Here is a 23,416-nt window from a genome sequence, read left to right as displayed (position 1 = left end):
AGAACGACGACGGTCCTGCCATGACGATGCTGTCCACCACCCGCCTGCCCCTGATCCGGCACGGCAGTCCCGACGACCTGTTCGCCTGGCACGACGGCCGGCCGGTGACGGTGCGGGGCTATCTCGCCGCGGTGCGCGATCTGGCCCGCCGCCTGCCCGACGGCGGCTTCGTGCTGAACCTGTGCGGCGACCGGCTGGGCTTCGTCGTCGGGCTGGGTGCCGCCCTGCTGCGCCGTCAGGTCAGCCTGCTGCCGCCCAACGACACGCCGGCCACCCTGCGCCAGCTGGAGGAAAGCTACCCCGGTCTCGTCTGCCTGACCGATGCCGGGGCCGGCTATCCCGGCATGGCCTGCATCGAAGCGCTGCCGCCGGGCGGGCTCGACCGCCTGTCCGCCGCCGCATTGCCCTTCGGCGACGATCTCGCCTTCCCGACCGATCAGGTCGCCGCCATCGCCTTCACCTCCGGCTCCACCGGCCGGCCGATGCCGCAGGTCAAGAGCTGGGGAACGCTGGTGCGCAGCGTCCACGGGGCCGGAACCGCTCTCGATATCGCAGGACTGGGCTCCGCCGGTCTGGTCGGAACCGTGCCGCACCAGCACATGTACGGGCTGGAATCGGTCGCCCTGCTGGCCCTGCAGCATGGGCTGGTCCTCCATGCCGGCCGCCCGCTGTTCCCGGCCGACATCGCCGCCTGCCTCGGCAACTTCCCCGGCCGCCGCATCCTGGTGACCACGCCGGTCCATCTCCAGGCCCTGCTCGCCGACGGCACCCCCCTGCCGCCGCTCGACCTGATCCTCTGCGCCACCGCCCCGCTCGCACCCCAGCTGGCCATCGACGCGGAGGCGAAGCTGGGCGCGCCGCTGCACGAGATCTACGGCTGTTCGGAAACCGGTCAGGTCGCCGTGCGCCGCACCAGCGCCACGGCGGACTGGCTGTGCATCGACGGCATCCGCCTGCGCCAGGACGAACAGGGAACATGGGCGTCGGGTGACTTCCTGGACGGCGAGACCCTGCTGGCCGACGTGATCGAGCTGAAGAGCGACACCCGCTTCATCCTGCACGGTCGCTCCGCCGATCAGGTCAATATCGCGGGAAAGCGCAGCTCGCTGGCCTTCCTCAACCACCATCTGAACTCGGTGGACGGGGTGAAGGACGGCGTCTTCTTCATGCCGAATGAGGGGGAGCGCGGGACCACCCGCCTCGCGGCCCTGGTGGTTGCGCCGGGTCTGAACGCCGAGACGCTGCTGGCCTCCTTGCGCGAGCGGATCGACCCCATCTTCCTGCCGCGTCCGCTGCGCTTCGTCGACGACCTGCCGCGCAACCCGACCGGCAAGCTGCCGCGGGAAGCGTTGCTGCGGATGCTCGACATCCCCCAACGCGACTAGGTGCCGCCGCCGTGCCTCGACAGACCGACATCGGGTTCCCCGCCGACCATCCCACCGCCGCCGGGCATTTCCCCGGCAATCCGATCATTCCGGGGGCCGTGCTGCTCGACACCGCCTTGACCGCCATCGCGGCGGCGGAGGGGTGCCGGCCCGGCCCCTGCCGGCTGCGCTCGGCCAAGTTCCTGTACCCGGTGCGGCCGGGCGACCGGATGCTGGTCGAATGGCAGGCGGCGCCATCCGGCGGCATCGCCTTCACCGGCAGCGTCGACGGCCGCCCCGTCATGACCGGCAGCGTGATGACGGGCAGCGTGACCTCATGAAGCTTCCCCTGCGCGCGAAGCCAGCAGCGGACGCCGCGGCCTCCCCCATCGCCCCGCCGCCGCCACGCCGCCGCCGCAAGGAGTGGATGAACCGGCCGGAGCGCAGCACGACAACGGCGATCAAGTTCATCGTCTGGGTCGCCCTGCGGCTCGGCCGGCGGGCGGCGAGACTGCTGCTCTACCCGATCTGCCTCTACTTCGTGCTGTTCTCGCGCAAGCCCCGCGTGGCCTCGGCGCTGTTCCTGTCCAAGGCGCTGGGACGGGCCCCCGGCTTCCGCGACCTGTTCCGCCACTACCATGTCTTCGCCGCCTGCCTGCTCGACCGCGTCTTCTTCCTGAATGACCAGTCCGACGATTTCGACATCCGCGTCCATGGCGAGGACATCGTCATCGACCTGATGGAGCGGGGGGAGGGTTGCCTGCTGCTCGGCGCCCATATGGGCAGCTTCGAAGCGATCCGCATGCTGGGCCACCGCCAGAAGGATCTGCGCGTCAGTCTGGTGATGTACGAGGAGAACGCGCGCAAGATCAATTCGGTGCTCAACGCCATCAACCCGCTGCTGTCGATGGAGGTGATCGGGCTGGGCCGGCCGGATTCCATGCTGCGCGTGCGCGAACGGCTGGACCAGGGCCATTTTGTCGGCATGCTGGCCGACCGCACCCTGGACGGGGAGGAGGAGGTCCGCCTGCCCTTCCTGGGCCAGCCGGCCGGCTTCGCCCTGGGTCCGTTCCAGCTGGCGGCGATGCTGAAGCGACCGGTGGTGCTGATGGTCGGGATCTACCAGGGCGGTCGCCACTACGACGTCCATTTCGAGCGGATCGCCGACTTCTCCGATGTGCCGGTGCAGGACCGTCCGGGTCTGGTGCGTTGGGCCGCCGGCCGCTTCGCCGACCGGCTGGAGCATTACGCCCGCTCCCATCCCTACAACTGGTTCAATTTCTATGATTTCTGGAAATAGACCGGGCCGGCGCCTGATCTTCGCAGGTCTGGCCGCGGTCCTGCTGGCCACCGCCATGCCGGTCATGGCGGCGGAACCCTGGGGTCTGGAGGCCCTGTTCGCCCGCTTCGCCGAGGTCGGCAGTTCCAATGCCCGCTTCGTCGAGACGCGCGAGGTCAGCCTGCTGAACGCCCCGATGGAGAGCAGCGGCACGCTGACCTACCGGCGGCCGGATTTCCTGGAAAAGCGCACCCTGCAGCCCCAAGCGGAAAGCCTGCGGCTGGAGGGCGACCAACTGACTTTGACCCAGGCCGACGGGGCGTCGCGCACGCTGTCGGTATCCTCGGTGCCGGAGATCCAGACCTACGTGGAGAGCATCCGCGCGACCCTGCGCGGCGACGTTCCCGCCATCATGCGCTTCTACGAGGTTGTGCTGGAAGGCACACCGCAGGACTGGCGCATGCAGCTGACCCCGCGGGCGGAAGAGGCGCGCGCAACCGTGCAGCGCATCGTCATTGCCGGCCGGGAGGCGGTGATCCGCCGGATCGAGATTCTCCAGGCCGACGGCGATCGCTCCGTCATGACCATCCAGCCGGACCCCGCATGACCGGTACGGTGCGGCGGGGCGGATGGGGGGCCGGATGGGGTGTCGCGCTGTGGCTGGCCGGGCTGATCGCCTGCGGCCTGCTGGTGGCGCGGACTCCCGTCACCGCCGACCTCTCCGCCTTCCTGCCCCGCTCGCCCTCGCCGACCCAGCAGCTGCTGGTCGACCAGCTGCGCGACGGCGTCGTCTCCCGCCTGATCCTCGTGGCCATCGAGGGCGGTGCCCCGGACCGGGTGACCGGGGTCAGCCGCGACCTCGCCGCCCGGCTGCGCGGCAACCCGCTGGTCGCGGCGGTGGAAAATGGCGAGCGGACCGGACGCGGCGCCGACGGTGCCTATCTTTGGACCAACCGCTATCTGCTGAGCCCCGCCGTCACGCCGGACCGCTTCACCGCCGACGGGCTGCGGCAAGCCTTGCAGAACGATCTGCGCCTTCTGCAATCGCCGGCGGGGATGTTCCTGAAACAGGCCTTGCCGGCAGATCCCACCGCCGAAATCCTGCGCCTGACCGACCGGATGCTGGACGGCACCAGAGGCCCGGCCAGCCGTGACGGGGTATGGGTTTCGGCAGATGGGGCGCGGGCGCTGCTGCTGGTGCAGACCACCGCCCCCGGCTTCGACCTCGACGCCCAACAGAAGACGCTGGATCTCATTCGCGGCGCCTTCGATCAGGTCCGGGGGGCGGACGGCGCCGCGCGGCTGGTGATGACCGGGACTGCGGTCTTCTCCGTCCAGACCCGCGACCGGATCGAAGCGGACGCGACCCGCGCCTCCATCACCGCGACGCTGCTGGTGGCCGGGGTCCTGCTGCTGGTCTACCGGTCCTTGCGCGTTCTGGCGCTGTCGCTGCTACCGGCAGCGACCGGCGCGCTGGCCGGCGTGGCGGCGGTCGGGCTGGGCTTCGGCACCGTGCACGGCATCACGCTGGGCTTCGGCGTCACCCTGCTGGGAGAGAGCGTCGATTACGCCATCTATCTCTTCACCCAGACCCAACCGGGCAGCCCGGCACGGCGAACTCTGCTGCGCATCTGGCCGACGCTTCTGCTGGGGGTCGCGACCTCCATCGTTGGTTTCGGGGCGATGCTGGTCTCCAGCTTCAGCGGGTTGGCGCAGCTCGGCCTCTTCTCCATCACCGGGCTGCTGGTGGCGCTGGCCGTCACCCGCTGGGTGCTGCCGACCCTGCTGCCGGAGGGCTATTCGACGGAGCGGCCGGCACGGCTGGCACCGCTGCTGACCGCCCTGGCCGGTGCGGCTCCGGCCTTGCGCCTGCCGCTGGCCGCCGCGACGTTGCTGTCGCTGGCATGGCTGGTCCACCAGGGACCGGCCGTCTGGTCGGCGGAGCTGTCGAGCCTGAGCCCCATCGCGGAGGCCGACCAGACGCTGGACGAGGCGCTGCGCCGCGATCTCGGCGCGCCCGATGCCGGCCATCTGCTGGTCACCGGCGCCGCCACGGCGGACGAGGCCTTGGCCGCCGCCGAACGGCTGGCCGCTCCGCTGGAGGCGCTGGTCCGCGATCGCATAATCGCCGGCTACGACTCCCCCGCCCTGACGCTGCCGAGCCAGGCGACCCAGCGCGCGCGCCAAGCCGCCCTGCCACCGCCCGACACCCTGAGCGCGGCGCTGAACGAGGCTCTGCAGGGCCTGCCCTTCCGCCCCGATGCCTTCGCCCCCTTCCTGGCCGATGCGGAAAGGGCCAGGACCATGCCGCTGCTGACCCCGGCCAGCCTGGAAGGCACCAGCCTGAAACTGAAGCTCGACTCCCTGCTGGTCCGCAATGGGGACGGCTGGACCGCCATGCTTCCTTTGCGCGGCGTGACCGACCCACAGGCCGTTGCCGCCCGGATGTCTGGCGAAGAGGAGGCGCGGGGGGCCGTCCTGTTGAACCTGAAGGAGGAATCCGACCAGCTATACCGCAGCTACCGGCAGGAGGCACTGACGCTGGCGGTGCTGGGAGCGGCCGCCATCACACTGCTGCTGGCCGTGACGCTCCGCTCCCTGCGGTCGCTGGTGGTGGCGGTGATGCCGCTGGCGGCGGCGGTGGTCGTCACCATGGCGCTGCTGACGGCGCTGGGACAGGCGCTGTCGATCTTCCATCTGGTGGGGCTGCTTCTGGTGGTCGGGGTGGGGTCCAACTACTCGCTGCTGTTCGAGCGGCCGGAACCGTCCGCCGCCTTGCGCGAGCGCACGGTCGCGTCGGTCGCCATCGCCAATCTCTGCACCGTCATCGGCTTCGGCACGCTGGCCTTTTCCGGCATTCCCGTTCTGCACGGCATCGGCACGACCGTCGCCATCGGCGCCTTCCTTAGCCTCGCCTTCGCCGCGGTGCTGAGCCGGCAGGACGCCTCCACAGTACGGGAGGTCAAGGGGCATGCCTGATCCGATGCGCTGGCGCCCGGCCCCCTTGCTGCGGGCATCCGCCCTTCTGCATGTCGCTGCCGCGGCGGGCGTCGCGGCGGCTCCGGCGTTGTGGCCCTGGGCATTGGGAGCGGTGGCGGGCAACCACGCCCTGCTGGGCGCCATCGGGCTTTGGCCGCGCAGCAGCCTGCTCGGCCCCAACCTGCGCCGCCTGCCTGACGCCAACGCCCGGCTGGGGCAGGTCGGCCTTTGCTTCGATGACGGCCCCGATCCGGAGGTGACGTCTGCCGTCCTCGACCTGCTCGACCGCGCTGGCGCCCGTGCCAGCTTCTTCTGCATCGCCGATCGTGCCGCCCGCCACCCCGCCCTGGTCGAAGCCATCGTCCGCCGCGGCCACACGGTGGAAAACCACAGCTGGCACCATTCCCACCGCTTCGCCGCCATGGGTATCCGCGCGATCCGCCGCGAGGTGGGAGAGGCGCAAACGATCCTCACCGCTCTCGCCGGCCGCCCGCCACGCTTCTTCAAGCCGCCGGCGGGATTGCGCAACCCCCTGCTCGACCCCGTCCTCGCGGGGTTCGGCCTGCGTCTGGCGACCTGGACCCGGCGTGGCTTTGATGCGGTGCGGCGCGATCCGGCGGCGGTGGAGCGGCGCCTGCTCCGCGGACTCGGCCCCGGCGACCTGCTGATGCTGCATGACGGCTCCGCCGCCCGCGACAGCGATGGACGACCGGTGGTTCTGACGGTGCTGCCGCGCCTGCTCGATAGGCTGGGCGCCCGTGGACTGACGGCCGTATCGCTGGAGGGGGTGGCCCCCGATGGAGTGCCCGATGTCTGAGGCCGTCTTCCGGGAACTGGTGACCGCCGCCGCCCGACCATACCGCCCCTGCGGCCGCTACGCCTGGCATTTCGCCAAGGGCAAGCTCGCCGGCGACCCCGTCTTCCGCCACCTGCTGAGCCGGCCGCTGCTTCCCACCCGCGGGCGGTTGCTCGACCTGGGCTGCGGGCAGGGTGTGCTGACGGCGCTGCTGCGCGCCGCGGCCGAGCGGCACGCCTCCGGCGACTGGCCGGCGGACTGGCCGGCCCCGCCCACCGACCTCGCCACCCAGGGGGTGGAACTGTCGCCCAGACGAGTCCGAATCGCCCGGACGGCTCTGGGCGCGGATGCCGTCAGCCAAGGCGACATCCGAAAGGTCGAGCTGCGGCCCAGCGACGCCATCGTCATCCTCGACGTCCTGCTCTATCTGAAGCCGGTGGAGCAGGCGGCGGTGTTGGCCCGCTGCGCCGACGCGCTGGCTCCGGGCGGCGTTCTGCTACTGCGGGAGGCGGATCCCAGTGGGGGCCTGCCATTCCAAATCACCCGCTGGGCCGAGCAGGCGGCCTGCGCCGCACGCGGCCAATGGCGGCAGAGACTGACCTACCGCCCTTCGGCTGACTGGCTATTGCTGTTGAACGGGCTGGGCCTGACAGCCACCGCCCTGCCGATGAGCCAGGGCACGCCCTTCGCCAACACCTTGTTCATAGCCCGCCGAAGCAGCGATCCAGTCCATTTTTGTCCTTCCTCGCATGAAATTGCCGGTGCTAGCATTCAACGGACAATGAAACCGCAGACAGACTATAGACCCGTCCAACATTCATAAGAAAATCATCGTGCATCCACTTGCCGTAAGCCATATGAGCATCGTCAGTAGCATCGGAGCTGGGCAGGATGCCACCCTCGATGCTCTGCGCAACGGTCGTGGCGGCCTGAAGCCTTGCAGTTTTGAAACGGTCATGCTCGACACGCACATCGGCGAGGTGGAGGGGCTGGACGATGTGCGCCTGCCGGCCGAGCTTGCCGGCTATGAGTGCCGCAACAACCGGCTGGCCGACATGGCGTTGCGACAGGACGGTTTCGCCGAAGCGGTGGCTGCGGCACGGGACCGCTACGGCGCGCACAGGGTCGGCGTCTTCCTCGGCACCAGCACCTCCGGCATCCTGTCGGCAGAATTGGCCTTCCGGGCGCGCGATCCGCGAACCGGCGCCCTCCCCGCCGACTTCAGCTTCGCCACCACCCACAGCACCGGCTCGCTCGCCGATTTCGTCCGCCGCCGCCTGGGGCTGGAGGGACCGGCCTTCGTCGTCTCGTCGGCCTGTGCGACCACGTCGAAGGTCTTCGCCAATGCCGCCCGCATGATCGCGGCAGGCATGTGCGACGCGGCGGTGGTCGGCGGGGCCGACAGCCTGTGCCTGACCACGCTCTATGGTTTCCACTCGCTGGAGCTGGTCTCCCCCACCCCCTGCCGACCGTTCGACGCGCAGCGCAGCGGCGTCTCGCTGGGTGAAGGCGCCGGCTTCGCCCTGCTGGAGCGTGTGGCGTCCAGACCAGCGCTGGGAAGCGTCCATCTGCTGGGGGCCGGCGAAAGCAACGACGCACACCACATGTCCACCCCGCACCCGGAAGGGCTGGGCGCGCGGCTGGCGATGGAGCGGGCGCTGGCCGATGCCGGCCTGCAGCCTCGGGACATCGACTACGTCAACCTGCACGGCACCGCGACCACCTATGGCGACGCGGCGGAGGACCGTGCCATCACGGAACTGCTCGGCACCCGCACCCCCGTCAGCTCGACCAAGGGCTACACCGGCCACACGCTGGGCGCCGCCGGCATCGTCGAGGCGATCGTCAGCATTCTGGCGCTGCGCACCGGGCTGATCCCCGGCAGCCCGCAGACCCGCAATCTCGATCCCGCCCTGCGCAGCCGCTACCTCCAGGCCAACGAAACCGGACGGATGGACCGCGTGATGACCAATTCCTTTGGCTTCGGCGGCAGCAACAGCAGCCTGATTTTCGGGTGGGCCGCCTGATGCAGGTCCATGTCGAGGGCATCGGCCTGCTCGGCCCCGGCTTGGCCGGCTGGGCGGATTCCCGCGCCATACTCACCGGCGACAGCCCCTATGTGGCGACGCCGACCGTGCTGAGCGCCAGCCCGCTGCTGCCGCCGGCCGAGCGGCGGCGCAGCGTGCCGACCGTGAAGCTCTCCATGGCGGTGGGCGCGGAGGCGATGGAGCAGGCCGGCCGCGATCCCGCGACCGTCGCCACCGTCTTCGCCTCCTCCAGCGGCGATCCCGACACCCTGCACCAGATCCTGGACACACTGGCGACGGAGGAGCGCGAGATCTCTCCGACGCGCTTCCACAACTCCGTCCACAATGCGCCGGCGGGCTATTGGAGCATCGCCACCCGCTCGCGCGAGCCCTCCACCAGCCTGTCGGCCCATGACGAGAGCTTCCAGGCCGGCCTGCTGGAAGCAGCGGCGGAGGTCGCCGCCGATGGCTGGACCGTCGGGCTGATCGCCTACGACATGCCCTACCCGGAGCCGCTGAACAGGGTCCGCCCCATCGCCGGCAGCTTCGGCACCGCTCTGGTCCTGACGCCGCAGCCGACCGATCGCTGCCTCGCCTGTCTGGACATCGACATCACGCGGGGGGATGAGCCGCTCACCCGCATGGCCGATATCGGGTTGGAGGCGCTGCGGACCGGCAACCCGACCGCCCGCGCACTGCCGCTGCTGTCGGCGCTGGCGCGCGTCTGTGCGGGCGGCGGCCACGAGACGGTGGTGCTGGATCTGCCGCCGGGCGGACGGTTGGTGATCCGGGTGGGTTCTCCATGCTGATGACGCGCGAGGCGTTGGCGGCCCTCATTCCCCATGCCGGCACCATGTGCCTGCTTGACGGCGTGCTGTCCTGGGACGAGACCCACATCCGCTGCATCGCCCGCAGCCACCGCGATCCGGATAATCCGTTGCGCCATGCCGGGCGGCTAGCCGTCCTGTGCGGGGTGGAATACGCGTCGCAGGCGATGGCGGTGCATGGCGGGTTGACGGGGGGAGGAACGCGCCCGGCCGCGGGATATCTCGCCAGCCTGCGCGACCTCGCCTGCCACGTCGAACGGCTGGACGATGTGGCGGACGACCTGATCATCGATGTCGAGAACCTGACCGGCGAAGGCAGCCGCGTGATCTACGCCTTTTCCGTCACGGCGGCGGACCGCGAATTGCTGAGCGGCCGGGCAGCGGTGGTGATCGACGCCGGGATTGCGGATTTGGGGGCGGCATGAGACGGGCACTCGTCACCGGCGGCAGCGGGGCGTTGGGGGCTGCGATCTGCCGGGCGCTGGCGGCGGATGGTTGCCATGTTCTGGTCCACGCGAACGGCGCCGCCGACCGGGCCGCGGCGCTGGTGGCGGAGATCGCCGCGGCCGGCCGGTCGGCGGAGCCGCTGGCCTTCGACGTCACCGACGCCGATGCGGCCGCCGCGGCGCTGGAGCGCGCGCTCGACGCCGGCCCGATCCAGGTCCTGGTCAACAATGCCGGCATCCATGACGATGCCGTGATGCCGGCCATGCGGCGGGACCAGTGGAGCCGCGTGGTGGACGTCTCGCTCAACGGCTTCTTCAACGTGACGCAACCGCTGCTGATGCCGATGATCGGCACGCGCTGGGGCCGCATCGTCACCGTGTCGTCGGTGGCGGCCATCGCCGGCAACCGCGGCCAGACCAACTATGCCGCCGCCAAGGCCGGGCTGCATGGCGCGACCAAGTCGCTGGCGCTGGAGCTGGCGCCGCGCGGCATCACCGTCAACGCGGTGGCGCCGGGCATCATCGCCTCGCCCATGGCCGACGCCGCCTTCGACGCCGACATGGTCAAGCGGATGGTGCCGATGAAGCGCGCCGGCCGGCCGGAGGAGGTGGCCGACCTCGTCGCCTTCCTGGCGTCCGACCGCGCCGCCTACATCTCCGGCCAGATCATCTCGATCAACGGGGGGATGATCTGAGAGGGCGGGAACGGACCCGGCGGATCGTCAGCATCGGCAGCCGGCCGATGAAGCCCAGCATCAGCCGCGTGTGCATCCAGGTCAGCAGGGCGTTGTCCCGGACATAGTTGAAGTGGGAAACCCCGCCCTCCTCCGGTTTGAAGTAGCGGACGGGTGCCGCCACGTTGATGGTCGGAAGGCCGAGCCAGCACAGCCGCACCGCCGCCTCCGGATCGAAGTCGAAGCGACGCATCCAGGGATTGCGCCGCATCACCGCCCTAAGCGGCTTGATCGGATAGACGCGGAAGCCGAACAGCGAATCGCCGATCCCACACCACAAAGTTTCCAGATTGGCCCACCAGTTGGAGATCTTGCGCCCGCCCACCCGCAGCCGCGGGGCGGCGGCGTCGAACACCGGCTTGCCCAGCACCAGGGCATTGGGATTGGCCTGCGAAACGCCTTGGAATTGCGGAATGCGGTCGGCCGGATGCTGGCCGTCGGCATCCATGGTCAGCGCATGGGTGAAGCCGCAGCGCTCCGCCTCCTCCAGCCCATGCAGCACCGCGGCTCCCTTGCCGCGGTTCGCCGGCAGTTCCAGCACGCGCAGATGCGGGTCGTCGGCGGCCATGGCCCGAAGCTCCTCCACCGTCCCGTCGGTGCTGCCGTCGACCACCACCCAGACCGGCGCCCAATGTTGGCGCGCCGCCCGCACCGTCTCGAACAGTTTCGGGCCGGTGTTGTAGCTGGGAACTAGCACAAGGTGGGTGGATGACGCGTCGGTGATCACAATTCAGACCTGTAGTGGTGTTCCAGTTCGGCGACGAGGCCGCGCACGTCGGTGACCGGTTCGAACCGGCGGCCGAGACGGACGGTGTAGACCAGCGGAAACTCGGGCTTGCGGAACAGCGGCCAGCCCTTGCCGAGGAAATTGGTGTTGCTGTCGATGAAGACGGTCTGCACCGGCGCCCCGGCCGTCTTGGCGATCAGCGCGAAGCCGCCCTTCAGCGGGTTGACCGGCGCGCGTTCGGTGCGGGTTCCTTCGGGGAAGATCAGCAGATGGTGGCCGGCACGCACCCGTTGCGCCGCCATCTTGACCAGAGAATTGGGCGCGTCGTTGCGGATGTATCCGGCCATCCGCGCACCTCCCCCGAGGAAGAGATTGTCGTAGACCGGGGCCTTGGCGATGCACACTACATCTGGCAACCGGGAGATCAGCAGCACGGCATCCAGGATCGACGGATGATTCGGGCAGATCAGCAATCCGCTGTCGCCCTTCAACCCGTCCAATGCCGACATATCCGTCCTCAGCACCCCGCAGGCCCGCAGCGTGCCGAGATAGAGGCGAAAGCCGGTCTTGATCGCCAGCCGGCCGAGCGGACCGGCGATGCGGCGCGGCAGCAGCGGGCCGATCAGCGCCGCCGTCAGGCTCCAGGCCAGCGACATCAGCCCGAACAGGAACAGCAGGCCATAGAACAGGACATGCTCCCAGACCTGCCGGACCGCGCCGACAAAGGTCAGACGGCGTCGCCCAGGGGCGTCCGCACGTTCTGTCGCCGTTTCCGCCATGCCATGTAGTTCCTTTTCAAGTCCAGCAGGGCGTTCATGTAGTAGATCGCCTTGAATATCTTCAGCCGGGCCTTGATCGGCGACGGACGGAAGACGTCGCCGGCCAGAAGCGACAGCAGCGCCTCCTCCACCCGGAAGACGTTGCGCGGCCCCATGAACAGGTTCCGCAGGGCCGGCGTCGTCACCCGGTAGATGTACCAGGAGAAGGTGCCGATTCCCTGCCGGACGGTCTGCTCGAAGCGCTTCAGCACCTGTTCCTGCCGCGCCGGTTCGCGCAGGCAGGCATCGACCGCCTCGGCCCCTTCGAAGGCGCTGGTCATCGCCAGGTAGACGCCGGTGGAAAAGACCGGGTCGATGAAGGCGAAAGCGTCGCCCAGCATGACGTATCCCGGCCCCGACATACGGTCCGCCTGATAGGAGAAGTTGCCGGTTCCCGTCACCGGGCCGGTCAGTTCCGCCCCCTCCAGCCGTTCCGCCAGCGCCGGGCACAGCGCCACCGTGTCCAGGAAGAAGCGGGTCTGGTCGGTCTTGCGCGTCTTGAAGTAATAGGGCCAGCAGACCGCGCCGACGCTGGTGGTGCCGTCCGCCAGCGGGATGAACCAGAACCAGCCATGGTCGAACCAGAAGACGGTGATGTTGCCCTCGGCCTTGCCCGGCAGCCGCTTGGCGCCGGTAAAATGGCCGAACATCGCCGCGCTGTTGTGCTTGACGTTGCGCCGCTTGATGCCGAAGCGCGAGGCCAGCAGCGTGTCGCGGCCCGACGCATCGACCAGGAAGCGCGTGCGCAGGCTGCGGATTGTGCCGTCGTCCTGCCGGGCGGTGGCGATGGTGCCCTCCGTCCCGCGGATATCGACGTCGGTCACCTTGCAGCCTTCGATGACGGTCGCACCCTTGGCGGCGGCGTTGCGGATCAGGATTTGGTCGAACTCCGACCTGCGGACCTGAAAGGCGTAGGGCTTGGTCTTGTCCCAGGCATTGGCGAAGTCGAAGGTGACGGCCTTGCCGTGATAAGGCGACACGAACTCCGCCCCATATTTCAGCATGCCGATCCGCTCCACCTCCTCCAGCACGCCTAGCCGCTCCAGCAGGGGCAGATTGCAGGGAAGCAGGGATTCACCGATGTGGAAACGCGGGTGGTGGTCCTTCTCCAGCAGAATCACCCGATGACCCTTGCCGGCCAGAAGAGCCGCCGCCGTCGATCCGGCCGGACCGCCACCCACCACCAGAACGTCGCAATCGTAATCGGAGCCGTTCGACATCTTCGCCTTTGCGGCCTTTGCCGCTCTCCCGGTTGTTCTGCTTTGGGTTGTTCGATTCCCGATACCCGTTTCCGGCAATGCGACCAGGAGGTCATGTCCTTGTTTTTATCAGACCCCGTCACGGGCGTTCCAGGGACAAAAGCCCGACATGCCCTTTATCCGGGGCATAACCAAAATGATATATCCGCACGTTTCCGATAGCAGCTTCCTCTGTTTGAAGACGCCGCGTCGGCGATATTACGGATCGATTGCACCACCTCCATGCATTGCTGGTGGATTTCCGCCATTGCACTTGGGAAAGTGCAACTAGCTTGATTGGTTACCCATTTCGCGAGTTGCGATGCTACTTGCCTGCCGTGTGCGGCGCTTACAAGATGCTGCACGGCCTGAAGGCGGCGAACTCGATCGGGGATGCATGGTGCGTGTGTTGACAACGACGCTTGCCGTTGCCGCCTACGCCCTGCCGGCGATCCTCTGCGCATCGGGGCCGGCCCTTGCGCAGGAACCGGGGACTGAGAACGGCAAGCCGCTGTTCGAGGTCGGCATCGGCGGCGGTGTCGGCTACATCCCAGACTATCCGGCAGCGGACCAGAACCACGTCCAGGCCGCCGCCCTGCCCTACGTCATCTATCGCGGCGACGTGTTCCGCGCCGACCGGAACGGCATCCAGGGACGGCTCTACCGCTCCGACCGCGTGACCTTCGAGGTCAGCCTGGAAGGGGCGCTCGGCTCCTCCGCCGACGACAACCGCGCGCGCCAGGGAATGCCGGACATCGACCTGCTGGGGGAGGTTGGGCCGGCGCTGAAGATCAACCTGCACCGCGACAGGGGCCAGCGCGAGCGGATCGACCTGACCCTGCCGGTGCGCAGCGTCTTTTCCACCGACTTCAGCCGCATCAAGTACCGCGGCCTCGTCTTCGCGCCCGATATCGCCTACAGCAAGGCCGGGCTGATATCCGCCGACGACCAGTTCCGCCTCGGCCTGGGGCCGATCTTCGCGTCCAGCCATCTGATGGATTATTTCTATCAGGTGGACCCGCAATATGCCCGCCCCGGACGCGACGCCTACGACGCCCGCGCCGGCTATTTGGGCCTGCGCCTGCACAGTTCCCTGGTCATGCCGGTGACAGACCGCATCTCCGCCTTCGGCGCGGTGCGGGGAGAGCTGTTCTCCGGTGCGGCCAATGACGACAGCCCGCTCTACAAGCGCAATGTGAACCTGTCGGTCGGGGCTGGCCTCACTTTCTCGCTCTACCGGTCGGACAGCCGGGTCAGCGCGGTGAGCGACATCCTGGACTGACGCTTATGCCAACCGCGAAGGAGACACCGCCGTGCCGACCGAACCCTCCCCGCGCGTCGGCACCGTCGAACCGCATCCGGTGCTGGATTCCTACTATCACGACAAGGCGCAGCGGCAGCACTTCGTCCGTGGGCTGTTCAACCAAACCGCCCACCATTACGACCGCATCAACACCATCTTCGCGCTCGGATCCGGCTCCTGGTATCGGGCGCAATGCCTGCGCCGGGCGGGGCTGCGGCCGGGAATGCGGGTGCTCGACGTCGCCATCGGCACCGGACTGGTCGCGCGGGAGGCGGTGGCGATCTGCGGCAGTCCCGATGACGTCATCGGACTGGACCTCAGTGAAGCGATGCTGGCGGAGGCGCGGCGCAGTCTGCCCATCCCGCTGATCCAGGGCGTGGCGGACGCGCTGCCGCTCGCCGATTCCTGCGTCGACCTGATCACCATGGGCTACGCGCTTCGCCATGTCGGCGACCTGACTGCTACCTTCCGGGAGTTCCGCCGCGTGCTGCGCCCCGGCGGTACGGTGCTGGTGATGGAGATCGGCCGCCCCAAGCGCCCTGTCACCCGGCATCTGATGAACGCCTATCTCGGCATGGTGGTGCCGGCGGTCTCGCGCCTCAGCGGCGGCGGAGAAGAAGGCCGTACGTTGATGCGCTACTACTGGGAAACCATCGACCAGTGCGTCGAACCGGAGATCATCACGACCGCGATGGCCGCCGCTGGACTGGGGCAGGTCCGCTGCGACACCGATTACGACTTGTTCAAGAACTATACCGGCCGCCGACAGTCCGATCCCGTCGCCTGAAAGCAGGGAAGCGGACGGACTGCCTGTTGATATTACCCCTCTTTGGCGTTCTTCATCCGCCTTTGCCGATGCCGTCCTGCGGTTATCGGACCCATAGTCGCGGGCAGAGGGAGTCAACCAGAACAGAACAGGCAGGGACAGACATGGCGGGAAAAGCGACTTGGGCGGCATTGTCGACGTTGGCGCTGCTGATCGGCTGCGCCGGCCAGCAGCAGGCGTCGACCACCACCGACGGCACCGGCACCGCCGCGACGGCGTCTGCGGCGCCGTCGACGCCGGGCGGGAGGATGGTGAAATCGCGTGACGGCCGCTATGAGGGCGAACTGATCGGCACCCCCGCCCCCGGCAGCCGCTTCGCCAAGCTGCAGATCGGCATGACGATGGAAGAGGTGTCGACCCTGATCGGCGCGCCGGACAACATGATCCGGCACGAGACCGGCAAGCGCTGGATCCCCTTCTATTTCGGCAACGACGCCCAGCGGCTGCAGGTCATCTACCGCAACGAAGGCTGCCTGACCTACACCGGCGGCAACGTCTTCGGCGGCGGCGGATCGGAGTTGATCCGCATCACCGTGGCACCACGAGGCGGTTGCCTCGATACCTGATGTCGGCCGGGGCCGGAGCCGGGGGCGTCAATTCTTCCCCGACCCCGGCTCCGCCATCTTGCGGTGCTGGCTGGCCAGCATGCCGGACGGGGTGACGGTCGCCATCGCCGTCTGCAGCTTGTTCTTCCAACCGGCAACCACGTCGCCCTCACCCTTCATCATCGCATCGAAGCCGACCTTGGCCACCATCGCCGGATCGTCCTTCTTCCCCTGGCCGACCGCGGTGTCCATCATGTCGGCGCGCTCGAAGAACTCCGTATCGGTCGGGCCGGGCATCAGGCAGGTGACGGTGATGTCGGTGTCCTTCAGCTCGTCGCGCAGCGCGAAGGAGAAGGAGTCGATGAAGGCCTTGGTGCCGTTGTAGACGGCCTGAAAGCTGCCGGGCATGAAACCGGCAATGGACCCGGTGATCAGGATGCGCCCCTGGTTGCGGGCGCGCATGTCGCGGCCGATTTTCTGGATCAGATAGAGCGTGCCGGTGATGTTGGTGTCGATGACATGGCGGGCATCGGCGAAATCCTGGTCGAGGAAGCCATGGCCCAGCCCGTGCCCGGCATTGGCGAGCAGCGCGTCGACCGTCCGGCCCTTCAGCGCGGCGTAGAGCCGGTCAACCCCCTCCAGCGTGGCGAGGTCGGCCTGGACCGTCTCGACCGCGGCCCCCAGCTTGCGCAGGTCGCCCGCCGCCTGTTCGATCGCGGAATCGTCGGCGGCGATCACGAGGTCGAATCCATTGGAGGCGCATTGCTTGGCGAGTTCGAGGCCGATGCCGCTGGAGGCTCCGGTCACGACGGCGAGTTGCGTGTTGGCGGCGCGAGCCATGGGACTGCCCTTTCAAAGAATGGCGTTACCCCGATCAACCGCCACCCCGGAATGGTGGTTCCGGCATCCCTCCCCCGCTATCTGTCGGTACAGGAGATGCAAGGGTCCACGGAAGCTTGGATGATCGACAGGTCGGCCAGCGGCTGCCCCACCACCATCGCCTCGATGGCCGGAATGTTCACGAAGGACGGCGTGCGGATCTTGACCCGCGCCGGGGTGGCCCCGCCTTCCGACGCAACATAGTAGAAGGCTTCGCCACGCGGCGCCTCGGTGCGGATGGTGGCCTCGCCGGACGGAATTTCCGGCACACCCTGCGTCGCCCGCAAAGGCCCGGCGGGCAGGGACAGCAGCGCCTCGCGGATCAGGCGGATGCTCTCCACCATCTCCAGCGCACGCACCACCACGCGGGCCAGCACGTCCCCCTCGGGCCGAACGACGCTTTCGAACCCCAGATCGGCGTAGGACAGGTAGGGCTGGTCCTTGCGCACGTCGATGTCCAGGCCGGAGGCGCGGGCGACCGGCCCGACCACCGCCCATTCCACCGCCTGCTCCCGCGTCAGCCGGCCGACGCCGCGGGTGCGGGTGAGCGCCGTGGGGTTCTCGGTGAAGGTCGGGATGACGATCTCCGCCAGCCCCTTCGACAGCGTGTCCAGCGCCGGCAGATGCCGCTTGGGATCGGGAATGTCGCGGTGGACGCCACCGATGCAGTTCATGCCGTAATTGACCCGGTTGCCGCTGATCGCCTCCAGCGTGTCCATCACCAGTTCGCGCAGGGTGAACACCTCCATGAACAGGGAATGGAACCCGATGTCCTCCGCCCCCACCCCGGCCCACAGCAGGTGGGAATGCAGCCGCTCCAGCTCGGCGATAATGGTGCGGATATGGGCGGCCCGTTTGGGCACCTCGATCCCGGCGATCGTCTCCGCCGCCATGCAGAAGGTCATGGCATGGGTGTTGGAACAGATGCCGCAGACACGCTCGATCAGGGTGATGACCTCCACCCAGTTGCGCTTCTGCGCCAGCAGCTCGATGCCGCGGAAACTGAATCCGACCTCGACGGTGGCGCTGTCGATGACCTCGCCGCGGCACTGGACCTTGACCTTGAAGGGTTCCTCCAGCGCCGGGTGATAGGGGCCGAGCGGAAAGCTGTAGGGCATGGCCGGAAACTCCTAGGAACGGGCCGGATTGTTGGCCGAGGGCGAGGCCAGCGGCGACACCGGCTTGCGCGCGACCTCCGCCGGCCGGCACATCGCCGCGCGCAGGGTGGCCGTGTCGATGCCGTCGGGCCGGATCAGCGGCACCGGGTTGGGATGGCCGGGGAACTCCACTGCGAACAGGTCGCGGATCTCCCGTTCCGCCCAGGACGCCGCGCGGACGGTCGGCGCCAGCGAGGCGAGCGCGCCGTTGCGGGTGCAGGTCTTCACGTTGATGACGCGATGCTCGTCGATGTAGTGGTAGATTACCGTCGATTCGGCGTCCCCGGCATGCGGGATGGCGGTGACGGTGCCGAGCCGGATGCCGAGGTCCGCCATGGCGGCGGCCATCGCCTCCACCTGCAGCAGCGGAGCATCCACCCACAGGGCGCCGTTGCGTTCGGTGACGGTGCGGACACCGGGGATGGCCTGCAGCGCCTCGGCAAGCCGGCGGGGGTTGCGGTTTCGGTCAGCGGTCATGATGGGCCTCCTCCGCCGGAACGAAGGCGGCGCGCAGCTTCTCGCTCGCCGCCCGGCGCCGGCACTCCGGGCAATAGCCGCGCTCGGCCTCCTCCACTCCCCACAGCGCCTCGATGGTCGCATCCGGCAGCGGCACATGGGCGGCCCCGCAGCGGGTGCAGGGTTGCAGCCGGATGACGCTTTCCAGCCGCAGCCCATCACCGGCCGCACTGTTCGTCGCACCGGGCGCGTCGGCCTGCAGGCTGATGGCCCGCGTCGGGCAGTTCTGCGCGCACAGCCCGCAGAAGGAACATTGGCCGATGAAGAAGTGCCAGGACACCGACACGCCGGGCTCCTGGGTGAAGGTGATCGCCTTCGGCGCGCAGACGAAGGCGCAGGTGCCGCAGGCGGTGCAGCGGGCGGCATCATGGGCCAGCGCGCCGCGGTAGACCGGCGGCACCTCCGGCATGTCGGCAGGATCCCGTGTGCGCGGGGGGCGCAGCAGGTTGCCGAGGATGGTTTTCAGCATGGCCATGGCGCATCCTCCCTCAACGGACCAGCGTCGCGGCCAGGGTGACCGCCGACGCCAGCCCGCCCCAGACCCAGTAGAAGCGGAAGGCCTGGGTCAGCCGCAGCCGCGCCGTTGCCGTCGCCAGCAGCGTCACCCCGCCCAGCACCGCGACGCCCGCCGCCAGATAGACCAGCAGGTTGACCAGGGGCCAGGGCGTGGCCGGAATGAAGACCACGGCGAACAGCTCGGTCAGCAGAACCAGCTCGACGGCATGGGACAGCTTGAACAGGGCCAGCGGCGGGCCGCTGTATTCGATGTGGCTGTCGGCGACGATCTCATGCTCGGCGTTGGCGATGGAAAAGGGGTTCAGCTTCATCCGCGCCGGCAGCGCCAGCAGGAAGGTCACCGCCGCCAGCAGATGGACAAGACCATAGGGGGCGGCCTGCAGCGTGCTCATCTGGAAGCTTCCGGCCTCCTGAGCCATGGCGATGATGGCGACCAGGAAGGGAAGATTGTAGGCCAGCGACAGCAGCGCCTCGCGCATCGCCGCCACCTGCCCGTAGATTGAGCGGCTGACATAGCCGGCCAGCACCTCGCACAGGATCGGCACCTCCATCAGGTACAGCAGCAGCACGACGTCGCCGGGCAGTGACGGCGCCGGGTTGCCGGGCAGCGGCACAATGGCGAGCGCCGCCGTCACCGCCGCCACCGACACCACCGGCAGGGCCAGGAAGATGCCGCGGTTGACGCCGCGGGGGATCACCGTCTCCTTGCCCAGCAGCTTCATGAAATCGAAGAAGGGCTGGAAGAAGGGCGGACCCTGGCGTCCCTGCAGACGGGCCACCAGCTTGCGCATGAACCACAGCTCCAGCCATCCCAGCGGGGCGGCGAGCAACAGTCCCGGCCAGACGGCGAAGGCGAGCAGATAGGATCCCAGAGAAGACCAGACGGCGTTCATGACAGCCTCCCCCGCCGGCTCTCCAGCTGGCTTTTGGTGGCGCCGTCCTCCAGCAGCTTGGCGGCGCGGGCGATGCCGTCCAGGATGGCCTGCGGCCGCGGCGGGCAGCCGGGCACCCAGACATCGACCGGAACGACGCTGTCCAGCGACTCGCTCAGCACCAGCGGACTGCCGGCGAAGACGTTGCCCGACGCCGGGCAGGATCCCAGCGCCACCACTGCCTTCGGATTGGGCACCTGCGCGTAGATGTCGAGGATGGCCTCGCGCGACCGCAGGGTCAGCGTGCCGGAGATCAGCACGATGTCCGCATGCTTGGGCGTGCCGTGCAGTTCGACCCCCAGCTGTTCGGCGTCGTAGCGCGGACTCAGCAGGGGCGTGATCTCGATGTCGCAGCCGTTGCAGGATCCGGCATTCAACCGGCAGATCCAGGGCGACCGGCGGCGCGAGATCGCGATGACCCGTTCGATCAGGTTCATTTCACACCTCCCGCCGGCTCAATTGGCAGTTCGGCGACATGGGGATGCGGCTCGGCGGCCGGACGAAGCCCGTTGGGGGCCAGCCCGAACAGCACCGGGGCGATGGCGAAGGACAGCAGCACCAAAGCTGCGGCACGCGGCAGGGGCCGTCCCGCGACCGGTGCCTCCACCGGCCCCAGCCACACCCGGTGGATGGCGCGGACATAGCAGAGCAGCGCCATGGCAGACGACGCATAGAGCACCGCCAGCAGCAGCGGCCCGCCAAGCTCCGCCCCCGCCAGATAGAGCCGCCAGTGCCCGATGAAGCCCAGCGTCGGCGGAATGCCGATGAAGCCCAGCGCCCCCAGCATGAAGGCGGCGCTCGCCACCGGCAGCGGGGTGGACAGGCCGCGGTCGTCCAGCGTCACCGCCCGGCCGAGATGCCACTCCGCCGCCCCGACCGCGCCGAACAGCACGATCTTGCCCATCGCATGGCCGAGGATGCCGAACCACGCCCCGGCCATGCCGTCCGCCCCGCCGGCCACCAGCCCAAGCAGCAGATAACCCATGTCGTCGATGGAGGAGAAGGCCAGCATCGGCTTCAGCTCGCGCTGGGCCAGCGCCAGCAGCGCCGCCCCCAGCAGCGACACCACCGCCAGCCCGATCCACAGCGGCGCGAAATCCACGAAGATCCACGGCGCCGCATCACGCAGGGCCAGCAACTCGCAGAAGGCACCGACATCGACCACCGCGACGATCAGCGCCGTCGTCATCGCCGAGGAGGCACGGGCCACCGCCGGCAGCCAGAAATAGACCGGCACCAGACCAAGCTTCAGCGCCACGCTGACCAGCAGCAACGCCACCGCCAGCCTGTCCCAGGGCGCAGCCGGGCGCACCGCGCCAAGCTGGATCAGCGCCAGGGCCGTCCAGCCGCACAGGGCGGCGAGAGCGACCGCGGTCAGATATTTGCGGGCGGCAGCGCGGGACTCTGCGGTCCCGCCGCTCCACACCATGCCCACCGCCAGGAACTCGGCGGCCGAGGCCAGCAGGATGGCGGCCCAGCCATGGCCGGCCAGCCGGGCGGCGACCGCCAGGGCGACGGCGGCGGCGGCGAAGCGCCACCATCCGCCATTCCCCTGCGGGATCACGCGGGCATAGAGGCCGACGCCGAGCGCGATTGCCAGAAAGAGGGGGATCAGCACCATATCCATGATGGATGCCTCCGGCTGCGCTCAGACCAGCCACACGCCGGCCAGCGCCGCGACCGCGACGAGACCGATGGCCAGGAGCGGACGATTCTCGAAAACGGCACCTGCCGCTGTCTGCGCCGCACCGGCCACACGGGTCAGGCTGCGCCAGATCCGCAGGTAGGCGGGATCGGGATCGAGCGAATAGACGGGATGGAAGGCGTGCTCGGCCATCTCGGCGAAGTCGACCGCGCCGGGCCGGTCGCCGGCCGGCAGCGGCTCGCCGCCGGAATAGACCGACACCAGCCCGGAAGCCGGCGCCTGGGCCAGCCGGTAGACCAGCAGCCCCAGCATAGCCGATGCCAGCACGACCACGCCGCCGACCGTCATCGCGATGCTGCCGCGGTCGGTGAGGATGCCGAGCCAGCTCATCTGCACCGCCCAGTCGAAGCCCAGCGAACGCACGGCCGGTGCCACCACCGGGACCATCAGCAGCTGCGGCGCCAGCCCGAACAGCAGACACAGCCCTGCCATGGAGCCCATGCCGGCCAGCATGCTGGGGGACGCTTCATGCACCGGACGGCCGAGCATCGCCTTGGACGGAACACCGTAGAAGGCGTTGACGGTGGCCTTCAGGAAGGAGAAGGCGGTCAGGATGCTGCCGATCCAGCCGACCAGCACCACAACCAGCAGCCCCTTGTCCAGTGCTGCACCGAACAGCAGCCATTTGGCGACGAAGCCGTTGGTCAGCGGCACGCCGGCAATTGACGCGGCGGCGATGATCCACACCTTCGCCGTCCCCGGCATCGCGGTGGCGAGCCCGCCCAACTCCCGCAGGTCGCGGGTGCCGGTCGCATGCTGGATGGCGCCGGCGCACATGAACAGCGTGCCCTTGAACAGCGCGTGGCTCAGGCAATAGAACAGCCCGGCCGCCAGCCCGAGATCGGTGCCGAGCGCCAGCCCGACGACGATGTAGCCGAGCTGGCTGACGGTGTGGAAGGCCAGCAGCCGCTTCAGGTCGGTCTGCGCCATGGCGAAGATGACGCCGACCAGGATGGTGACGCAGCCGACCGCCAGCAGCGGCACCTCCAGCGCGGCCTGCCATTGCCCGTCGCCGATCACATACATGCGGGCGATCAGATAGACGCCGGCCTTGACGTAGCAGGCGGAGTGCAGCAGCGCCGACACCGGGGTCGGGGCGTTCATCGCCTCCGGAATCCAGGTGTGCAGGGGGAACATCACAGACTTCGCCATCGCCGCGACGATGAACAGCGCCGCGACGCCGGAGGTGAAGGCGGTGGCGACGGCCGGATCGGTCCAGACCAGCGTCCCGGCGCGGGAATAGACCAGCACCAGCCCGATCAGGAAGCCGTAACCCGCCAGATGGGTGATGACCAGCACCTTGCGGGCGCCGTCGGTCGCCGCCCTCTGATTGTACCAGAAGCCGACCAGACTGTAGGAGCACAGCCCGATCACCTCCCACGCCACATAGGCGCCCAGCATGTCGGCGGCACTCGCCAGCAGCAGCAGTCCGGCGATGAAGACCAGCATGATCGCGTAGAAGCGCGTCGTACCCTGTTCCTCATGCTCCATGTAGCGGACGGAGAACAGCAGGATGGCGGCGCCGATGCCGGTGCCCATCAGCATGAACAGGACGCTCAGCCCGTCGATGCGCAGAGCGAGGGAGAACGGCCCGTCCCACACCGGCAGCAGCGGGGCCTCCATCGCGATGCCGGTCATGCCGGCCGGCACCAGCGGCAGCGTGGCGAGGAAGGAGGCGAAGACCGCCGCGGTCGCGAGCACGCCCTTGCCGACCGGCGTCAGCAGCCGGGCGAGCAGCAGTTGCAGGACGAAGCCGCCGAGCAGAAGAAGAATGGGGAGCGTTACAAAGGTCATGGCTCGCC

General features: G+C 68.9%; 25 protein-coding genes. 14 read left to right on the top strand and 11 right to left on the bottom strand.

What is annotated here, in order from left to right:
• The first annotated feature begins 20 nt into the window (after positions 1-20).
• Genes FZ983_RS14140 through fabG form a run of 11 tightly spaced genes read left to right on the top strand, consistent with a single transcriptional unit; the run spans position 21 to position 10,413 of the window.
• The gene (locus tag FZ983_RS14140) at positions 21-1,385 is read left to right on the top strand and encodes an AMP-binding protein (RefSeq protein WP_211102905.1); all 1,365 of its coding nucleotides are present in this window, start codon (positions 21-23) and stop codon (positions 1,383-1,385) included.
• Positions 1,386-1,396: 11 nt separating this feature from the next.
• Positions 1,397-1,705, top strand: coding sequence for a hypothetical protein (locus tag FZ983_RS34070; RefSeq protein ID WP_188092325.1), 309 nt, complete (start codon positions 1,397-1,399; stop codon positions 1,703-1,705).
• Positions 1,702-2,664, top strand: coding sequence for an acyl-CoA synthetase (locus tag FZ983_RS14135; protein WP_149224162.1), 963 nt, complete (start codon positions 1,702-1,704; stop codon positions 2,662-2,664). The genes FZ983_RS34070 and FZ983_RS14135 overlap by 4 nt, the downstream gene beginning before the upstream one ends.
• Positions 2,648-3,250, top strand: coding sequence for a LolA-related protein (locus FZ983_RS14130; RefSeq protein WP_149224161.1), 603 nt, complete (start codon positions 2,648-2,650; stop codon positions 3,248-3,250). The genes FZ983_RS14135 and FZ983_RS14130 overlap by 17 nt, the downstream gene beginning before the upstream one ends.
• Positions 3,247-5,622, top strand: coding sequence for an MMPL family transporter (locus tag FZ983_RS14125; RefSeq protein ID WP_149224160.1), 2,376 nt, complete (start codon positions 3,247-3,249; stop codon positions 5,620-5,622). The genes FZ983_RS14130 and FZ983_RS14125 overlap by 4 nt, the downstream gene beginning before the upstream one ends.
• On the top strand, positions 5,615-6,439 hold the full coding sequence (locus FZ983_RS14120; RefSeq protein ID WP_149224159.1) for a polysaccharide deacetylase family protein: 825 nt from the start codon (positions 5,615-5,617) through the stop codon (positions 6,437-6,439). The genes FZ983_RS14125 and FZ983_RS14120 overlap by 8 nt, the downstream gene beginning before the upstream one ends.
• Positions 6,432-7,241: a class I SAM-dependent methyltransferase gene (locus tag FZ983_RS14115; protein WP_149224158.1), complete on the top strand. Its 810-nt coding sequence runs from the start codon at positions 6,432-6,434 to the stop codon at positions 7,239-7,241. The genes FZ983_RS14120 and FZ983_RS14115 overlap by 8 nt, the downstream gene beginning before the upstream one ends.
• Positions 7,242-7,251: 10 nt before the next feature.
• The gene (locus FZ983_RS14110) at positions 7,252-8,445 is read left to right on the top strand and encodes a beta-ketoacyl-[acyl-carrier-protein] synthase family protein (RefSeq protein WP_188092324.1); all 1,194 of its coding nucleotides are present in this window, start codon (positions 7,252-7,254) and stop codon (positions 8,443-8,445) included.
• Positions 8,445-9,254, top strand: a complete 810-nt coding sequence (locus FZ983_RS14105; protein ID WP_211102904.1) for a beta-ketoacyl synthase chain length factor — start codon at positions 8,445-8,447, stop codon at positions 9,252-9,254. Before FZ983_RS14110 ends, FZ983_RS14105 begins: the two co-directional genes overlap by 1 nt.
• On the top strand, positions 9,248-9,697 hold the full coding sequence (locus FZ983_RS14100; RefSeq protein WP_149224156.1) for a hydroxymyristoyl-ACP dehydratase: 450 nt from the start codon (positions 9,248-9,250) through the stop codon (positions 9,695-9,697). The genes FZ983_RS14105 and FZ983_RS14100 overlap by 7 nt, the downstream gene beginning before the upstream one ends.
• Positions 9,694-10,413 (top strand): 3-oxoacyl-ACP reductase FabG, encoded by a 720-nt coding sequence (fabG, locus tag FZ983_RS14095; RefSeq protein ID WP_149224155.1) that lies wholly within the window; start codon positions 9,694-9,696, stop codon positions 10,411-10,413. The genes FZ983_RS14100 and fabG overlap by 4 nt, the downstream gene beginning before the upstream one ends.
• On the opposite strand, the gene FZ983_RS14090 is transcribed toward fabG, so the two are convergent.
• Genes FZ983_RS14090 through FZ983_RS14080 form a run of 3 tightly spaced genes read right to left on the bottom strand, consistent with a single transcriptional unit; the run spans position 10,394 to position 13,217 of the window.
• Positions 10,394-11,179 carry a glycosyltransferase family 2 protein gene (locus FZ983_RS14090; RefSeq protein WP_247883750.1) on the bottom strand — a complete coding sequence of 262 codons (786 nt, stop codon included), beginning with the start codon at positions 11,177-11,179 and terminating at the stop codon, positions 10,394-10,396. The genes fabG and FZ983_RS14090 overlap by 20 nt on opposite strands.
• Positions 11,176-11,958 (bottom strand): lysophospholipid acyltransferase family protein, encoded by a 783-nt coding sequence (locus tag FZ983_RS14085; protein ID WP_149224154.1) that lies wholly within the window; start codon positions 11,956-11,958, stop codon positions 11,176-11,178. The genes FZ983_RS14090 and FZ983_RS14085 overlap by 4 nt, the downstream gene beginning before the upstream one ends.
• The gene (locus FZ983_RS14080; RefSeq protein ID WP_149224153.1) at positions 11,907-13,217 is read right to left on the bottom strand and encodes an NAD(P)/FAD-dependent oxidoreductase; all 1,311 of its coding nucleotides are present in this window, start codon (positions 13,215-13,217) and stop codon (positions 11,907-11,909) included. The genes FZ983_RS14085 and FZ983_RS14080 overlap by 52 nt, the downstream gene beginning before the upstream one ends.
• Before the next feature lie 427 nt (positions 13,218-13,644).
• Here FZ983_RS14080 and FZ983_RS14075 point away from each other — a divergent pair, with 427 nt between their 5' ends.
• The 3 genes from FZ983_RS14075 (at position 13,645) to FZ983_RS14065 (ending at position 15,930) form a co-directional block, all read left to right on the top strand.
• Positions 13,645-14,517: a MipA/OmpV family protein gene (locus tag FZ983_RS14075; protein ID WP_188092323.1), complete on the top strand. Its 873-nt coding sequence runs from the start codon at positions 13,645-13,647 to the stop codon at positions 14,515-14,517.
• Positions 14,518-14,548: 31 nt separating this feature from the next.
• Positions 14,549-15,325, top strand: coding sequence for a class I SAM-dependent methyltransferase (locus tag FZ983_RS14070; RefSeq protein ID WP_247883749.1), 777 nt, complete (start codon positions 14,549-14,551; stop codon positions 15,323-15,325).
• Positions 15,326-15,468: 143 nt separating this feature from the next.
• Positions 15,469-15,930 carry a hypothetical protein gene (locus FZ983_RS14065; protein WP_149224151.1) on the top strand — a complete coding sequence of 154 codons (462 nt, stop codon included), beginning with the start codon at positions 15,469-15,471 and terminating at the stop codon, positions 15,928-15,930.
• A gap of 27 nt (positions 15,931-15,957) precedes the next feature.
• On the opposite strand, the gene FZ983_RS14060 is transcribed toward FZ983_RS14065, so the two are convergent.
• From FZ983_RS14060 to FZ983_RS14025, 8 genes are all read right to left on the bottom strand, one after another.
• The gene (locus FZ983_RS14060) at positions 15,958-16,749 is read right to left on the bottom strand and encodes an SDR family NAD(P)-dependent oxidoreductase (protein WP_149224150.1); all 792 of its coding nucleotides are present in this window, start codon (positions 16,747-16,749) and stop codon (positions 15,958-15,960) included.
• Between the two features lie 77 nt (positions 16,750-16,826).
• On the bottom strand, positions 16,827-17,906 hold the full coding sequence (locus tag FZ983_RS14055; protein WP_149224149.1) for a nickel-dependent hydrogenase large subunit: 1,080 nt from the start codon (positions 17,904-17,906) through the stop codon (positions 16,827-16,829).
• A 12-nt stretch (positions 17,907-17,918) separates the two neighbouring features.
• A complete protein-coding gene (locus FZ983_RS14050; protein ID WP_149224148.1) occupies positions 17,919-18,422 on the bottom strand; it encodes an NADH-quinone oxidoreductase subunit C in 504 nt (167 codons plus the stop codon).
• Entirely contained in the window at positions 18,412-18,936 is a 525-nt protein-coding gene (locus FZ983_RS14045; RefSeq protein WP_149224147.1) for a 4Fe-4S dicluster domain-containing protein, read from the bottom strand. The genes FZ983_RS14050 and FZ983_RS14045 overlap by 11 nt, the downstream gene beginning before the upstream one ends.
• Before the next feature lie 13 nt (positions 18,937-18,949).
• Complete coding sequence (locus FZ983_RS14040) at positions 18,950-19,870, bottom strand: complex I subunit 1 family protein (RefSeq protein ID WP_149224146.1); 921 nt, start codon at positions 19,868-19,870, stop codon at positions 18,950-18,952.
• On the bottom strand, positions 19,867-20,346 hold the full coding sequence (gene nuoB / locus FZ983_RS14035; protein ID WP_149224145.1) for an NADH-quinone oxidoreductase subunit NuoB: 480 nt from the start codon (positions 20,344-20,346) through the stop codon (positions 19,867-19,869). The genes FZ983_RS14040 and nuoB overlap by 4 nt, the downstream gene beginning before the upstream one ends.
• Entirely contained in the window at positions 20,343-21,536 is a 1,194-nt protein-coding gene (locus tag FZ983_RS14030) for a proton-conducting transporter membrane subunit (RefSeq protein WP_149224144.1), read from the bottom strand. Before FZ983_RS14030 ends, nuoB begins: the two co-directional genes overlap by 4 nt.
• A 21-nt stretch (positions 21,537-21,557) precedes the next feature.
• On the bottom strand, positions 21,558-23,408 hold the full coding sequence (locus FZ983_RS14025) for an NADH-quinone oxidoreductase subunit L (protein ID WP_149224143.1): 1,851 nt from the start codon (positions 23,406-23,408) through the stop codon (positions 21,558-21,560).
• Positions 23,409-23,416: the final 8 nt, after the last annotated feature.

The sequence above is a fragment of the Azospirillum sp. B21 genome (genome assembly GCF_008364825.1).
Classification (GTDB): domain Bacteria; phylum Pseudomonadota; class Alphaproteobacteria; order Azospirillales; family Azospirillaceae; genus Azospirillum.
This window is presented reverse-complemented; position numbering and strand designations above follow the sequence as displayed.